Genomic DNA, 16,463 nt, shown 5'->3' with positions numbered 1-16,463 from the left:
TTTTTTACAAGACAATTCAACTATGACCGATGGCGACCGTATCAAACTCGAACCCAGCTGGAAACACGCCCTGCGTGATGAGTTCGAGAAGCCCTATATGGCCCAGTTGCGCGAATTCCTGCGTCAGGAACATGCCGCCGGCAAAGAGATCTACCCGCCCGGCCCGTTGATTTTCAACGCTCTCAACTCAACGCCCCTGGACAAGGTCAAGGTCGTGATCCTCGGCCAGGACCCCTACCACGGTCCCGGCCAGGCCCATGGCCTGTGCTTTTCGGTACAACCGGGGGTGCCGGCGCCGCCGTCGCTGGTCAATATCTATAAAGAGCTCAAGCGCGACCTGAACATCGACATCCCCAACCACGGCTACCTGCAAAGCTGGGCCGACCAGGGCGTGCTGATGCTCAACACCACCATGACTGTAGAGCGGGCGAATGCCAATGCCCACGCGGGCAAGGGCTGGCAGTTCTTTACCGATCGGATTATCGAGGTGGTCAGTGAGCATCAGCCCCATCTGGTGTTTCTGCTGTGGGGCGCTCACGCCCAAAGCAAGCAGAAGCTGATCGACGCCACCAAGCATCTGGTGCTGACGTCGGTGCATCCGTCGCCGTTGTCCGCGTATCGCGGGTTTCTGGGATGTGGGCATTTCAGCCGGGCCAACAAGTTTCTTGAGCAAAGCGGTGAGACACCGATTGATTGGGTGTTGCCGCCTGTCTGATACATGCGAGGCGTGCTATGCCGTCTCACATCTGCAATTCGATGATTCGAAAGAATTTTATCGTTCTAGCCAAGCTGAACAAAACTGCACGGGACGCAGCACCTGTTAGTTCTGACAGTATCCGCTTGGGGGCAAATTGCCTTAACTACTCTCCGTGATCTTTGGATGGGGTCAGTACCCTTTAGGTGGTCGAAGGCCTCAACCTGATAGTCGTCTAGGAGAGTCGATATGTCTGAGTACGATCCGCTTAACCCGCCTTCCAGTCGTGGCACAAAAGCAGGTGTGCTGGTCCTGGATGCACCTGTTGCACCTGATGCATTACCCCTTGAGGCAGATGACCGCGGTCATAAAATACCGGTATTTTTTCAAAGCACAGGGCTGAGGGTTGAAGTGCCTACGTTGTGGCCCGGCAGTAATGTGCTTGATCCTGGGGATATCACTCTTGTCAAGTGGTTTTTTGAGGCCGATATGTTTGATGAGAAGAGGCTGACGGCGCCTTATGACGCTAGCGACCTGCCTGACGTTGACGCTCTGGTACCCCCCCATCTCATGGACGTACCCGGCCTGCATAGATTGCGCTACGAGGTGATATTAAGAGAATCAAGTGGTAACCCAGGGGAGCTTTCGTTTTCGACAATTCTGGACAGTGACAAGGTCGGGCCAAATAACGGCTTGCGTGGTCCGCGTTTCCAGTTCCCGCAGGTCATCGAAGATGACGGCGTAACGGATGAATATCTGGATAATCCCGCCAACCTGGACAGAGTGACCGCTACCATTGATTTGATATGGCCGGACATACGTTTGGGGGATGTGGTGGAGGCTTCTTTAATACCACTGCCTTTTCTCAAGCCTTTGCGCAAACGTCCACGCCATTTGGACATCGTTGCCACCACCACCATTGTTCAAGCGCACAAGGATGGGGTTCGGCCCATTGAGGTGCATTTCCCGGGCGCTTTTCTTCGCGGTTTGCCCAATCGGGAGTTCAACGCTCAGTACTATTTGAAAGACCGCTCGGGTCGTGAGTCGGGCCCATCACGTACCGCTCCCCTGTTAATCAATCTGACGCCTACGCCCACCGACCTGGATCCTGTTCAAATTCCGCAGTTGAATGATGGGCGTATAGCCCTCAATGACGCCCGTGCTGAAGGCGGGGTATATATGAATATCCTCGAAGTATTCGGCTCAACAGAGGGGGATCGTCTCCTACCGTCATGGGATCTTATACCGCTTGACCCCATCGTTATTTCAGCTTTTCAGGTTTGGCCTATCAGGGTGCCGATTCCGTATTCGGTGTTGGCCAGCGGCGGTTACGAGTTCGTTTCCGGGATTGTGAGGGCAGAATACAGTTGGCAGAGAGGCGTTGCCCCCTCCAGGCCATCGATCACCCGCTTTGCTCCTGTGGATCTGACGGTTGCCGGGCCGGTGAGCCCGAATAACCCAAACCCTATCAACCTATTGCTGGACGTGGTGACAGTGAAGGGGGTAGATGGTGACAACCAATTGACTATCAACGACGAGGGTAAGCCGGTACGCGTGATTACCTCGTTGTATGGCGCGCCCGATGTTGGTCAAACGTTGGAACTGATGGCAGGGAGCTTTCCCGGGCCCATCGCGACCTACACCGTACAAGCGGGAGATAGCGCGGGTCGGGAAATTGAGTGGTTCGTCGACTGGAACATCATCGAGCTTTTAGATACAGGTTGGGTTCCTTTCTTTTACTGGACCTTCAACGGGGTCAACCGGCAACGCGCGCCAGACACACCGGTAATGATCAATACGGTGCCTATCGTTGGGCTCAAACCCCTTGAGTATGTCGGAGTCAACTACGGACCTGGCCCGGACGCTGGGTTTATCAGCTGCCATCTGCGACCTTGGGTAAACGGAGCCGGCGTTAAAATACCCGGGGATCCAACGCTGTTGGACGGCGGTGATGAGGTGATTTTGCACTGGGCCAGTTATGCGCACCCTAATGGTTTCGCCGGCGCTGTCATTCCTGACACCATCAAGTCCTTCAGCCATACGCTGACGGAACAAGAAGCCCGTGAGGGATATGTCTTTCAGGTTCCGTTTGACCCATACATCTTGCTTCCAGGGCTGATCAAGCCACCAGAAGGGCAAACCAACCCTCGGCATGGCTCTGCGGTTGCGCGCTATCAGATCATCAAACCGGCAGGTGCAGGCATGGGGTATTCCGAGCGTAACTTGGTGTTCATCAGATTGATTCGGCCCAACTCACCGCCTTGCGTGTCGGACGATTAGGCGTAGTGGAGAAGGGTGCAGTGTGCTTGTAGTGGAGGAGGTGCTCGTGGTTGCGAGCATCACAGTCGAGCCGCAAGGGGTACTGTCAAGTTTGACAGTTACGCGTTAAAGGGAAATGCCATTAAATGAATGAGAGGCCAGCAGATTTGCCAATTCAGACCTCTGCAGGGTCGGCATACGTTTAGAAAATGACACCCGGGTGTTTAGTCTTACCGTCGTTTTATGCCCGGACAGATACTTATTCTTTTGAGGAGTTTGAATCATGTCCAACACATCCAGTAAACCTGTTAGTCAAGACCCTGTAGGCCCCATGGAAGAGTGGGAAGAACCCGTTCTCGATCCCACATATTTACCTGCTCCGACGATCCCTGGTTTATTGCCGGCCATTGCTGGCGACAACCACCGGAATGTGGTGCCAAGGGCGCTTCAATTGAGCGGACTCAGTCTAAGGGTTGACCTGTGGGACCGTACCGGCTTTTTTAATGACTTCGATATACTCACCGTCTCTGTGAATGGCCGGCCGGTACATATTGAGACCTACGACGCAGCTGTCACTTTACCTGATCCGGTAATTGTGGATTTGGGCCCCAAGTCGGCCTTGCAAACCAACGGTGTCAAAGACATCAGCGTTCATGTGCTCAACCTCAGCGACAATGACGTTAATTACAACATCAATCGGGTTTACGTAGATGCGCAGGACCCTAACTATGGCAGTCAACCTTCGAGGGTCATGATAGAAGATTACGGCACCGAACTGACCCCAGCCTTTCTCGTGGGTAAAGCGGGTTTGGAATTCACCATTCCCACGCCGGCAGACCGGCGTGGCGGTGATACTTATCGAGTACTTGTGGGAAGTAATATCGTTGCGATCGAGGATGACGTGCCGGTGACAGGCGACATTACTGGTCATATTCCAACTGCAACGATTCTTGAGCGGTCAGGTTCGATAGACGTGAGATATAACCTGGCTGATCGGTCTGGCAACACGACTACGTTGTCTATTCCAAACTACGTACAAGTGAGTCTGAACGAAGCGCCCGTGTTTGGTCCCGTCAGTGTGTTGGAAGAGCCATTGGTTGATAAAGCAGAGGCCCGTAACGGCGCAACGGTGCGGTTGGAAAGCCTGACCGGCCATTTGCAGAACGACACTCTGGTCGTGTTATGGGGGACTATTGAGATCTATCGTCAATCTGTTGGCATGCCCGTTTTCCCAATTGACATCCCTGCACGTTTTGCAGCTATTGCGGCAGGCGGGAATTTCTATACGGCGGATATCAAAGTCATGATTGAGCGCCAAGGCAGCCCCACTTACAACGCAGCTGTGGTGCAAGTGGATGTCGACCTGCGTGAGCCCGGTGGGCAAAACCCTGGCGAAGGCCCTGTAGACACAAACTTGGCACAGCCCGTTCTGCTCGGTGGGGGCCCCGACCCCAAACCCGATAACCGCCTCTCCGAGAAAGATCGCAACTTCGATGCCACCGTCACTTTCACCCTACCACCGGGGCTGGAAGTGGGTGATTTCATTGACTATGTCTATGGGGGGGATGTCGTTGGGACTTACCCGGTAACCGGGGCGGAAGCGCCCGATTTTCCGGTGCCTTTTACCGTGCCGTGGGCCACTATCGATGCCAAGGGCAATGGCACCATTGAAACTCACTGCGTTATTCGGGATGCCATCAACTATAAGCATTCTCCGAATCAAGATGTTGTCGTGGAGATCTTCAACATCGGTAGCCTCACGCCTGTGACCTTTGAAAATGCCACGGTTATTACAGGCAACCCGAACTTCACCTATGCCATTAACTGTGCTCGGCAGCCTTGGCTAGGTGTGCCTGTCAAGATTCTGGATCCCGGGCTCCTCTTGGTTGACGACAAAGTGATCATCGAGGCTGTCAGATACGCGTTCAACGCTCCTGGCGCGCCTGTCGGTACGCCCATAGAGACCTCTGAATTCGAGCTCAACAGTGAGCATGTCAATCTTGGCTTGACCGTCCCGCTGGATTTGAAGGTCTGGCTTCAAGACGTCACAGGCAATAATGGCCGAGGCATCGTCGGTGTGCGTTGGAGGCTTCTGCGCCCCTCCACGGGAGACCGGGGCAGGTCCGACGAGGTGAGGGCAGCCTGGGATCTGGTTGGTTCGGGAGGCAACATTCCTGGCTATTGTGTTCCGGGTGCATCGCGCGTCAAAGGTACGCTTTGATTGATTGTCGGGGCCCCACCCTCTCGCTTGAGAGGGTGGGGTTTTTTATTGAGTTTTGTACCTTAAGGAAAGTCCTACGCTCTTTGGGAACTCACGTTATTAGTCTCTGCACCGTGGAAAACGGAAACCTCTTCGATACGGGTTCCGGGTTCGAACTGGTACTTAATTCTGAGGCTACACAACATGATTTCTCCTGCTTCCCAGCGTTTTCGTTATTCGCGTTTATCATCGATCATCAAGCTCGTAGCCGCCGCACCGTTATGCCTGTTGAGTCAACAGGCAATGTCGACAATTGTGGTGGACGGAACGGTGGGCAGCGGCAAATATGACGTCCGCCCGGGGGCCGCAGCCAGCGACTATCTGGCTCAAAAAGGTGCGACGCTGACTGTTCACAAGAACGCCAACGTTAAAGAAATACGTGCGACGAGCGGGTCGACCTTGACGTTGACAGGAGCCAACGTGAGTTCTGTCCATGGCTCCCAGGCGGCTATTGCGCTCAGCAATTCAAGCGCCACTATTTCCGACGCGCGCATTACCAGCCACACCAGTGGCGGCTTGAATGTGGCTCGCCAGGTGGGCACGCCCACGGGGTCCTACGCACAAGTTGACAATAGTGAAATCACTGGAGCGACCTATGGGGCCAACGTCACGTCCCATAGCCTTCTGGAGTTGAACAACTCTGTGCTGGTGGGCCAACGCCAGCAAGGGTTGAGGCTCCTGGGAGGGGCCGCAATCGCCACTGACAGCGAAATTACCGGTGGTACCACGGGCGTTGTGATGTCCCTTGAAAGTGCAACTGCCCTTGAGTCGCCTCACCTGATACTCGACGGTTCGCGTGTGACGGGCCTCGATGGCCCCGCGATTAATGTGCTGGGGCCGATCACGGCTGAAATCGACGTGACCAATGGTTCGTCCCTGCAGGGTCAGAACGGTAACATGCTCGAGCTGACCCAGGGCGGCTCGGCCAACATGCGCGTGCGCTTCAGCGAGTTGGCTGGCAATATTCAGGTGGGTGCCGACAGCGCGTTGGACCTTAACCTGGACCACGCAATTCTGACGGGTGATGTCATCAACAACGGCGGCAGCGCCAGCGTCGGCCTGAATAATGGCTCGGTGCTCACCGGCCGCCTGGAAAACGTCGACACACTGGCGATCAACAGCGACGCCACCTGGGTCATGGTCGACGACCAGCATGTGGGCGATCTGCTCCTGGCCGGCGGTAACGTCAAGTTCGGCGACACCGGCACGTTCTACAAATTGGACGTGGACAACCTGTCGGGTAATGGCACGTTCGTCATGAGCGTGGATTTCGCTACCTTGACCGGCGACTTCCTGAATGTCACCGGCACGTCCTCGGGTGACCATCAGTTGTTGATCGCCAGCACCGGTGCAGACCCGTTGTCGGAAGATCGCTTGCATGTCGTGCACACCGAAGACGGCGGCGCCAAGTTCAGCCTGGTGGGTGAACGGGTGGACGTGGGTACATACTCCTACAGCCTGGTTGACGACAACGAAGGCAAGGATTGGTTGCTCGATCCGGGCAGCAAGGTGATCAGCCCGAGCACCAACTCCGTGCTGGCCCTGGCCAACGCGGCGCCGAGTGTGTTGTACGGTGAAATGACCAACTTGCGCACCCGCATGGGTGAGCTGCGCCACAGCGATGGTCAATCGACCGGGTTGTGGAGCCGCGCCTATGGCAACAAATTTGAAGTGAACAACAGCGATAAAGGCATGCAGTACAACCAGACCCAGCGTGGTTTCACCCTGGGTGCCGATGTGCCGTTGACCGGCGGTGATGGCCAATGGCTGGCGGGCTTCATGGCCGGTCACAGCACCTCGGACCTGGACCTGAGCCGCGGCAGCAAGGCCACCGTCGACAGCTACTACGTGGGCGGCTATGCAACCTGGCTGGATGCAGAGAGCGGCTTGTACTTTGACGGTGTGCTCAAGTTCAACCGCTTGCACAACGAGTCAGACGTTGCCATGAGCGACGGCAAGAAAGCCAAGGGCAACTACACGCAAAATGCGGTCACGGCTTCGGCTGAAGTGGGGCGTAATATCAAGCTGGATGACGGTTACTTCGTCGAGCCATACGGCCAATTGGCCACGGCGATCATCCAGCGCCAGAGCTATGAGCTGGACAACGGCCTGCAAGCCGAAGGCGCACGTACGGCCTCGGTGGTGGGTAAGCTGGGTGTGACCGCCGGGCGTGATATCCAGTTGGACAGCGGCAGCGTGTTGCAGCCGTACCTGCGTACGGCGGTGGCCCATGAGTTCAACCAGAGCAACAAGGTGTCCGTCAATGGCAACAGCTTCAACAACGACCTGTCGGGTTCGCGGGTTGAGATGGCGGCCGGTATCGCCATGGCGGTGTCGAAGAATTGGAAGGTGCATGCCGATGTGGAACGTAGCATGGGCAAGAGCATTGACCAGCCTTGGGGGGTGAATGTGGGGTTGCGTTACGATTTTTAAGGATGTGAACGTCTGACGTGTAACTCAATAAAAAGCCCCGGATCGCAAGATCCGGGGCTTTTTATTGAGTTGGCACCGGGGGCGAGCTAAAACACCACCAAACACACGGAATCGTACCGTACCGTCTGGCAGGCGGGACGCGCATATGTGCAGGGGGATTGGTTTTTCCTCGCGCGCTTGCTGTTCGGTAACGGTGTGGAAGTCGACCGGGACCAGCAGATCGTTGCAGAACAGCTCAATGAAATCACCTTCAAGCTGGCCTGCATAGGCGCGCAAGATGCAAATCAAGCCTGCGCTACCGTGGCCCTCCAGTAATTGTTGGTACACGCCATCGGAGAACCCTACCGCCGGCGTGGTCAAACCGGGAATGTAAGGCGCTAGCTGCGAGACAGGAGGGAGGTTGCTCAGGGCGGGTTCCATGATCAGGACCTCGTAGTAGGACGCGGCACCGCGACGGGAGGGAGCATCAGGGATTGAACGCAGGGTGGAGGGCGGATGAATAGCTGTGAGAATGGACAGTGCCCACGAGTGGTATGGTGCACTGAGGCTGCCTGAATCGGTGCCCCCAAACTTGCGTCGAGCAGATATATTCGCGCTTTCCTACGAGTCGAAGCGGCGCGTGACTCTTCTGCCGGGCTGGCTGCAAGCACTGAAAATGCGAATAAGCGCTGATTAGTAGCGAATAAAGCGCAAACAGGTTCATCGGAGAGATAAACCTGTTTGCGTTACTTCTGGCTTAAGTTGCCCTGGGTCGTCAAAGTTGAACGATAAACACCGTATTGGCATTGTAGTTGCTGACTAAGGCATATGACCCATCGGGGGCAATGGCGATGCTTTTGGGATAGACGAACCCCGTCAGGGTTCTGATGACCTCCTCTTTGTCGATGTCAATGATTGCCACTGAGTTGGAGGTGTGCATCGTTACATAAGCCAGCCGGCGTGTGGGATGAAAGGCTATACCGAATGCGCCGGTTAGGTTGGGTATGGTGTTGCTGATTAAGTTGGTGCGCGCGTCGACGATTTTCACGTTGGCCGCACTTTGGTCTGTCACATAGATTTTTTGCGCATAAGGGCTGTATGCCAGTCGCCAAGCATAACTGAAACCTGAAAGTGTCGACAGCTGAGTATTGGTAGCCGTGTCGATAATACCCATTGCACTCAACCCTGCGCAGTAAAGGCGTGTGCCCTGTGGCGCCAGCGCCAAGTCTACTGGGTAATAGGCGTAGCCTGTGTAAATTAGAGTGTCGTTCGATGTGTCAATAACCTGAAGTTGGGCTTGATAATAAGCGCCATAGTAAAGGCGTGAACCGTCCAAGTTAAAAGCTAAGCCGCCAAATCCATAAACGTGAATGCCCGTAATCTTGTTGCTGATTGTATTGTCGCTGGTATCGATTACTTGAATTTCGCTAGAGTAGTATCCACTGACATACAGTCGTGACCCATCCGGATGAAGCGCCAATCCATTTGTGTAAGTGTTAGCTGGCATAATAATCGTATCCGAAAGGCTGAACGTCGTCAGATCAATTACGGATACCGTGGCACTATTGTAGTTGGCAACATAAGCTACGGTGCCCTCTGCGTTAATGACGATGCGGTCCGGGCCGCCGCCTACGTTGATGCTGTCTACAACGCCCGGTTGCTTCCTGATTCTGTAACTTGCAGGCACCAACCGTTGCGCTGTCGCCCGCCCGCCCCCATCCAGCGATACATACGCCTTGAGGTCCAGCGGGCTGCCATCGGCGAGTCTTCTCAGGTAACTGGCCGGAATAGGCGTCAGGATGCGCTCGGCGGCAAACTCGGCGGGCGTCAGCGGGGTACCGTTGCGCAACACTTGATTCACTGTGCCCTCGGCGTCAATCCACACCGATTGCGGGTTCTCAGGGTCGTAGCGCAAAAACGGCCAGGCATCGATCCGAACATCATGTGCCTTGGTGACGTCAATCACCCCGCCATTGGTCTCGGCCTGCGGCACACTCACCAAGTCCCAATACTGCGCCTCCAGCGCCTCGATCTCGAGCGTCAGTTCCCTGGACGGTTCACGCTTGTGGTCACGGATCACCTCGTAGAACACCCGGCAACTTTGCGCCAGGTTGGCGCCCACAAACACGTTGGGCACGGTGAAATCGACATAGTCTCCACCGGGCGCAGGTATGCCAGGCTTGATGCCGATAACCGGTGTGCCGAGCTCCGGTTTGCCGATGACGTACACCTCGATGTCATCGCTTGCCAGCATCGGGCGATAACGTACGCGCACGGTCACCACGCCCGACTGCAGCACATGCGCAGGGTTCAGGCGGCTCAGGGTCGGCGTGATCTGCGTGCTTTCGAGCACTTCGGGGACGGGCAGGTCGAGGGCCGCGCCGACGCGGATCGTCAGGGCCTCGGAAAGCATGTCACGCTGCCCCGGTTTTACCACGGTGTAGTACAAACTTTGGGTGCCATTGAGGTTGGCGGTGACGTAGAGCCGAGCAACCACGAAGGGCAGGTCGACACCGAGCCAGTTTTCGTCGATCTCGAATTCCATCCGCGGGGCGCTACCGCCAGGGGCACTGCCTTCGGCGTACAGGTACACCGTGGCGCCCAAGGTGAAGGCGGGATGAGCCTTGACCGTGACATTCAGGTTGCCGCGGTTCTTGTCCGGGTCGAACACATGGTCCGGTGGCACTGCTTCGCGTGTGATGGGCGCTGGCAGGATGGCTCGCAGGCCTCCCACGTACAGGTTCAGCCGACGTGACGGTGGCCCGCCGTTGACGGTGTAGTGCAGCGAGAGCGAGCCGCCTTCCAACTGGGCGATTTCGCCATTGGGCCCGTTGGGTAGCTCTAGGACTATATCGTTCTGGCCGGCGCGGGCCGTGTGCTCGGCATAGTAGGACCGACCATTGGCGTAGGTGCCGTTGAGCACCAGCAAAACGCGAGCGTTGGCAGGGTAGCCGGTAAGGGCCCTGATGAACACCGTCACTGGGTCGGTGGCTGCGGGCAGGTTTCCACCTACGGCCTCGAGCACGATAGGTGGCGCCAGGCCGGCCTCGACGGGGGTACCGGTGATATCCACCGACCTGTCGAGGGAGTTGCGTGGTAATGCGTTGAGGCGAAGCCGTTGATAGGTCAATTGGACGCGCCCATCGATCAACGGCAGGATATCGGCGTAGGGCCAGCGGATGCGCTGGGCGCGAGTGGTGGAGTCAATAGGGTGGTCGTAAAAGGTGGTAATCAACTGGCTGCCTTCAGTGCGCCCGGAGACTTTCAGGCGTAGTACGTCACCGAGTTCATAGCCCTGGCGGTTCACCTCAACCACAATGGTTGCATCGTTGCCGTCAAGGTCATCAGCATCGAGCAGATCGTTTTGGCCTGGCCGCTCGATGGATTCTGCGATGTAAGGGGCCGGTAAAAGCGGTTCTGCACCCGTGTTGCGCCGTACCTCGATGACTTGAGGTGGGGAAAATCCTTGGGAGTGGTTGCCGACCTCGTCCACCACTTCGTATTCGCACACGTGCACGCCGTCACCCACCTTATCCCAAGTGCCGGTGTTGACGTTGATGATGATCGGGGCTTCGCCCGCCGCCTCGAATTCAGTCACGGGGTGTTTGACAACGACCCCCCCGAGGCTCAGGCGAATTTCATCACGAACCTTGCGATGATTGACCCTGGGGAGGTTTGTGTTAACCGGGTAATAGCCGATGGATACGGGGATGGGGTTTATGGAGTTTTCCGACGTGACGCCGAAGTCGATTACATCCTGAGGAAATACGGGCTTGGGCAGGTTCTCGTTTTGCGGGGTGCTGGCCACCGGGTTACGCCCACCTGGGAACTCGATATCGACCTTGATATTGAAGGGTTTGGTTTGGTCGCTGCCTCCACCGACGTGGGTCACAAAGGCCTGCAGTGTATTGCCGGCCTCACGGATAAAGCGTTCGCTGGCCACATGCAGGACAATTTGCAGGCCCTGGCGGGCCTCATCCTCGGTTACGGTATGAAAGTCAACGCGAACACCATTTAATTTCAGCTCGATGAAGTCCCTGTCAACCTGCTCAAGATAAGGCAGCAGGATACAGGTCACGCCTTTGTCACTGACCTCCAGCGCCGCTCGGTTAAAGCCACCATCGAAGCCGACCACCGGATTGCTCAGAGTGGGCAGGTACAGGGGCAAGTCCGCGAAGGGAGTATTGCGAAAGGACTGTGACGTCAAGATGGCGTCGTCGGGTTGGGCAATGGTGAAGCCTTCAGGGCGTAAAGAGGCGGGCTGAACGGAAATGGGTGAGCGATCGGGGTGCTGGGTATCCTGGTCGATAGTCATGAAGAAGGTCCTGTCAGAGCCGTTGAGGGGCGTGCCCGAACTGGTTGGGCTGAGCATCACTCGGTTGATTCAACGCTGTGACGAGGGCGAGAGATAGCTGTGAGAATTGACAGTGCCGACGAATGGTAGGGGCCTGGGGCGACCCAAGCCAAAGCAAGATCAGGCCTGCCGATTCCAATGCCTGAATAACGGCTCCGCCAGAAACAACACAAACAACAAGCGCATCACCTGCATCGCCGTCACCAACGGCACCGACAATTGCAGGGTCTCTGCCGTCAGGCTCATCTCGGCGATGCCACCGGGCATCATGCCCAGCGTCAGTGAGCGCAGGTCCAGGTGGGTCAGCGCACTCAACCCTACCGCTGCCAACGTGGCGAGCGCCATGGTCAAGGCCGTGCCAATCAAGGTGCGGCCCATGAACGCCGGTGCGCTGCGGAAGAACTGCCGATTGAAGTGGCAGCCCAAACCGCTGCCGATCAGCCATTGGCCGATCTGGCTGCCGCCGTCGGGCAGGCCAATGTGTAAATCCCAGGTCACGCTGGCGATGGCACTCACCAGCAATGGCCCGAACAACCAGGGATTGGGTTGGCGCAAACGCTGCCAGCCCCAGGCAACCAGCGCACCTATCGGAAACAGCAGGGCCAGCCACGTCCAGTCCACAGGCGCCGGGTGAAACTGCGGTGTACCGCCACCCAGCAAATACTTGAAGATCGCCGGCACACACAACACCACCACCAGCACACGCAGGCTTTGTCCTGCCGCCACCCGGCTAAGTATTGCGCCGTTGCGGGCGCCGAGGTTGACCATCTCCCCGGAGCCGCCCGGCATACTGGAGAAAAACGCCGTGGCGCGGTCTTCACCGCTGCGGCGCATCAACCACACGCCGACCACGCTCGACAAACTGGTCACCAGCGCCCCGAAGAAGATCAGGCCGAAGTGGCTCATCACTTGCTCGATCACCAGCGGGGTGAAGTGCAAGCCAATGCCGATGCCCACTACCCATTGGCCGCATTTGCGCCCGCCGGGAATCTCCGCCAATTGCCAGGGCGTGAGGCAGCGCACCAGGATGATCGCCAGCAACGAGCCGACCATATACGGCAAAGGCCAGCCGACGAGGCTGGCCAGGTAACCGCCGGCCAGGCCGACCAGCGGTGTTCCCCACCAATGTTTGAAGGTGACCTCAGACATCGGCCACGGCACGACGCTGCAGGGCTCGTTTGCGATAGATGCGAATCAGCGGGAACATCAGCATCAGCGCTGTCAGTACCCATACGCCAAAAGTGATCGGGCTCGACCAGAGGATGTCCAGTGCACCGTTGGAAATCGACAGTGCACGGCGCAAGTTCTGTTCCATCAGGCCGCCGAGGATAAAGCCCAACAACACTGGCGAAAGCGGGAAATCCAGCTTGCGCAGGATGTAGCCGAAGATACCGATGCCGACCATCAGGAACAGATCGAAGGTGGTGGCGTGCACCGCATACACGCCAATGGCGGTAATGATCGCGATCACCGGCACCAGCGCCCAGTTCGGCACAGCGAGGATGCGGGTGAAGATGCGGATCATCGGGATATTGAGGATCACCAGCATGATGTTGGCGATAAACAACGACGCGATCAGGCCCCAGACGATGTCCGGTTGCTGTTGAAACAGCAGCGGCCCCGGGGTGATGTTGTACAGCGACAGGGCGCCGATCATCACCGCCGTGGTGCCCGAACCTGGAACGCCGAGCGTCAGCATCGGCACCAATGCGCCACAGGCGGATGCCCCGATGGCGGTTTCCGGTGCCGCCAAGCCGCGCATATCGCCCTGGCCGAACTTGCCGCTGGCACCGGCCAGGCGTTTTTCGGTCATGTAGGCAACGGCGGACGCCAGGGTTGCACCGGCGCCCGGCAATACACCCATGATGAAACCGAGCAAGCCGCAGCGGACGTTAACCACGAACACCGCACCCGCTTCCTTCAGGTTGAACATCATGCGCCCGGTGGCCTTGACTGCTTCCTGACCACGGTGGGTTTTTTCCAGCAGCAACAGGATCTCGCTGATGGAAAACAGGCCCAGCACCAGCACCACAAACTGAATGCCATCGGTAAGGTGGATGTTGTCGCCGGTAAAACGGTACACGCCGCTGTTGGCATCGATGCCGACTGCCGAGAGGAACAACCCGATCAGCGCCGCCACGAAAGTCTTCAACGGCTTGTCACCGGCCATGCCGCCGAGGCAGACAATCGCGAACACCATCAGTACAAAATACTCTGCCGGCCCGAAGGCAATCGCCCATTTGGCCAACAGCGGGGCAAACAGCACCATGCCGCAGGTGGCAATAAATGCACCGATGAAAGAGCTCCACGCCGACAACGACAGCGCCACACCTGCCAGACCTTTGCGGGCCATCGGGTAACCGTCAAGGGTGGTCATCACGGTGGAGGCTTCTCCAGGGATGTTGAGCAGGATTGAACTGATACGGCCGCCGTATTCGCAACCCAGGTACACCGCCGCAAGCAGGATCAATGCCGACTCCGGTGGCAGGCCCAGGGCAAATGCGATGGGGATCAGCAGCGCTACGCCGTTGATGGGGCCCAGGCCCGGCAGCAGGCCGACCACGGTGCCGATCAGGGTGCCGCACAATGCGGTCACCAGGTTATAGGGGCTCAGCGCGACGCCGAAACCCTGGCCCAAATAGCCAAAGGTATCCATATCAGTTCTCCAGAACGTCGAGCAGGCCGAGGGGCAACGGCACATCCATGGCTTTATCGAACAGCAGGTACAGGCCGATAGCCATCAGGCCGACGATTACCACGCTGGCGACCCAGCGACCGCCATACAGGCGCGCCATTGGAATGCCGATCAACATGCTGCTGAGGATGAAGCCCAGGGATTCGAAGGTGGCGGCGAAGATGAGCAACAGTGCGACGCACATGCCGATTTTGATCAGGGTCTCGCGGTCCAGCGCCGGTTCTTCTTCGGTGTGCTTGGTGGGTTGCGGGCGAAAGAGCATGTAGATCAGCGCCAGGCTCATCAACCCGAGCATCAGCAGAGGATAGGCGCGTGGGCCGACCGGCTCATATGAAAATGCCGCCTGATACGGCCAGGCCATCAGGGCGAGGCCGGCGCAGGCCAGCAACAGCACGGCGGCGAAAATGCGTTGTAAGAGCATAGAAAACTCCAAGGCCCCTCTAGTAGGAGCGAGCTTGCTCGCGAAAAACTTCAACGATAACGCGTGCTGTCTGGACGCACGTGGATGTCCTCGGATTCTTCGCCAGCAAGCTCGCTCCTACAGGGGCATTACACGAAAGACGGGCGTTTACTGGATCAGGCCGAACTCTTTGGCCAGTACCTTGTAGTCAGCCACCTGTTTCTTCACATAGGTGTCCAGCTCCGGGCCGGTCATGGCGAACGGGAACAGCTCGCGCTGGTCACGCAGCTTGGCGAATTCGTCGGAGGCCAGCAGCTTGTCGAATGCCTCTTTCCACCATGCGTAGTCGGCATCGCTGACCTTTGGCCCAAGGTAGAAGCCCCGTACCACCGGCCAGACGATGTCGTAGCCTTGCTCCTTGGCAGTCGGGATATCTTTCATTTCCGGCTCGTCCAGGCGCTTCTCGGCGAATACGGCCAACAGGCGCATGTCCCCGCTGAGGATGTGCGGCATCGAGTCGGAGATGTCAGTACTGCCCACTTGGATGTGCCCACCAAGCAAGGCCGTGGCGATTTCACCGCCGCCCTCGAGGGCCACGTAACGCAGTTCACGCGGGTTGATCCCGGCGGCCTTGGCGATCAGCGCGGTTTGCATCCAGTCCTGGCTGCCTACTGTGCCGCCGGAGCCGATCACCACGCTGCCCGGATCTTTTTTCAAGGCTTTTACCAGGTCGTCGAGGGTCTTGTAGGGCGAGTCGCTTTTCACTGCGATTGCACCGTAGCTGGTGCCTACGGCAGCCAGCCAGCGCACGTTGGTTTCATCGAAACGGCCGAACTTGCCTTGGGCCAGGTTCAATAGCGAGCCGCTGGACCAGGCCACCAGGGTGCCGGCGTCCGCAGGGCGCTGGGCGACCACGGCGTTGTAGGCCACCGCGCCCACGCCGCCGGGCATGTAGGTCACGCGCATCGGCTTGCTCAGCAGCTTTTCATTGACCAACGCGCTTTGTGCCAGCTTGCAGGTCAGGTCAAAACCACCGCCGGGGGAGGCTGGGGCGATGCATTCAGGGCGCTTGGGTTCGTCGGCAGCCAGCAGTTGGCCGGCGAACAGCATGCAGCCGGCGGCAAGGGCAACTCTACGTAGTGAAGAGGTCATGGGATTTCTCCGTTATTGTTCTTATTTTGACGAAAACGCTTCGAGGCGTTTTTCGGGTGCTACGAATCAGGTAGCTCGGCAGGCATAGACCACCGTGGCTGGATGCTAAAGGGCGAAGCTTTCACTAACCTTTCAATTGTCTTTCAATGTTTTCGGGCTTCACAGGGCAGGTTGCGCCTGTAAACTCGCCGGCCAGCGGGTCAATAAAAAGCCGCGCCGACCACCCCTCATGAGGTA

The 16,463-nt window shown here is 57.5% G+C and carries 10 protein-coding genes; 4 read left to right on the top strand and 6 right to left on the bottom strand.

Annotated features, from left to right (window positions below; genetic code table 11):
• The first annotated feature begins 22 nt into the window (after positions 1–22).
• The 4 genes from ung to ASD70_RS21040 all read left to right on the top strand — a co-directional run bounded on the left by ung (position 23) and on the right by ASD70_RS21040 (position 7,646).
• Positions 23–715 carry a uracil-DNA glycosylase gene (gene ung, locus ASD70_RS21055; protein WP_005785971.1) on the top strand — a complete coding sequence of 231 codons (693 nt, stop codon included), beginning with the start codon at positions 23–25 and terminating at the stop codon, positions 713–715.
• A gap of 228 nt (positions 716–943) precedes the next feature.
• On the top strand, positions 944–2,974 hold the full coding sequence (locus ASD70_RS21050; RefSeq protein ID WP_056847363.1) for a hypothetical protein: 2,031 nt from the start codon (positions 944–946) through the stop codon (positions 2,972–2,974).
• A 262-nt stretch (positions 2,975–3,236) separates the two neighbouring features.
• Complete coding sequence (locus ASD70_RS21045; RefSeq protein ID WP_056847362.1) at positions 3,237–5,174, top strand: hypothetical protein; 1,938 nt, start codon at positions 3,237–3,239, stop codon at positions 5,172–5,174.
• A gap of 183 nt (positions 5,175–5,357) precedes the next feature.
• Positions 5,358–7,646: an autotransporter outer membrane beta-barrel domain-containing protein gene (locus tag ASD70_RS21040; RefSeq protein ID WP_056847361.1), complete on the top strand. Its 2,289-nt coding sequence runs from the start codon at positions 5,358–5,360 to the stop codon at positions 7,644–7,646.
• A 24-nt stretch (positions 7,647–7,670) separates the two neighbouring features.
• Here the strand turns inward: ASD70_RS21040 and ASD70_RS28955 are convergent, their stop codons facing one another.
• The 6 genes from ASD70_RS28955 to ASD70_RS21015 all read right to left on the bottom strand — a co-directional run bounded on the left by ASD70_RS28955 (position 7,671) and on the right by ASD70_RS21015 (position 16,226).
• Positions 7,671–8,066, bottom strand: a complete 396-nt coding sequence (locus ASD70_RS28955; protein ID WP_156382935.1) for a hypothetical protein — start codon at positions 8,064–8,066, stop codon at positions 7,671–7,673.
• Between the two features lie 334 nt (positions 8,067–8,400).
• Complete coding sequence (locus ASD70_RS21035) at positions 8,401–11,940, bottom strand: YncE family protein (protein ID WP_056847360.1); 3,540 nt, start codon at positions 11,938–11,940, stop codon at positions 8,401–8,403.
• A gap of 159 nt (positions 11,941–12,099) precedes the next feature.
• Positions 12,100–13,128, bottom strand: a complete 1,029-nt coding sequence (locus ASD70_RS21030) for an AbrB family transcriptional regulator (RefSeq protein ID WP_046071408.1) — start codon at positions 13,126–13,128, stop codon at positions 12,100–12,102.
• Positions 13,121–14,635, bottom strand: coding sequence for a tripartite tricarboxylate transporter permease (locus tag ASD70_RS21025; protein ID WP_046071409.1), 1,515 nt, complete (start codon positions 14,633–14,635; stop codon positions 13,121–13,123). Before ASD70_RS21025 ends, ASD70_RS21030 begins: the two co-directional genes overlap by 8 nt.
• A gap of 1 nt (position 14,636) precedes the next feature.
• A complete protein-coding gene (locus ASD70_RS21020; protein ID WP_056847359.1) occupies positions 14,637–15,095 on the bottom strand; it encodes a tripartite tricarboxylate transporter TctB family protein in 459 nt (152 codons plus the stop codon).
• A gap of 147 nt (positions 15,096–15,242) precedes the next feature.
• Positions 15,243–16,226, bottom strand: coding sequence for a Bug family tripartite tricarboxylate transporter substrate binding protein (locus tag ASD70_RS21015; protein WP_056847358.1), 984 nt, complete (start codon positions 16,224–16,226; stop codon positions 15,243–15,245).
• Positions 16,227–16,463: the final 237 nt, after the last annotated feature.

Source organism: Pseudomonas sp. Root569, from assembly GCF_001427465.1.
In the GTDB taxonomy this organism is placed as follows: Bacteria; Pseudomonadota; Gammaproteobacteria; order Pseudomonadales; family Pseudomonadaceae; genus Aquipseudomonas; species Aquipseudomonas synxantha.
The sequence above is the reverse complement of the archived record's forward strand: the minus strand, read 5'-3'. Positions and strand labels throughout refer to the sequence as shown.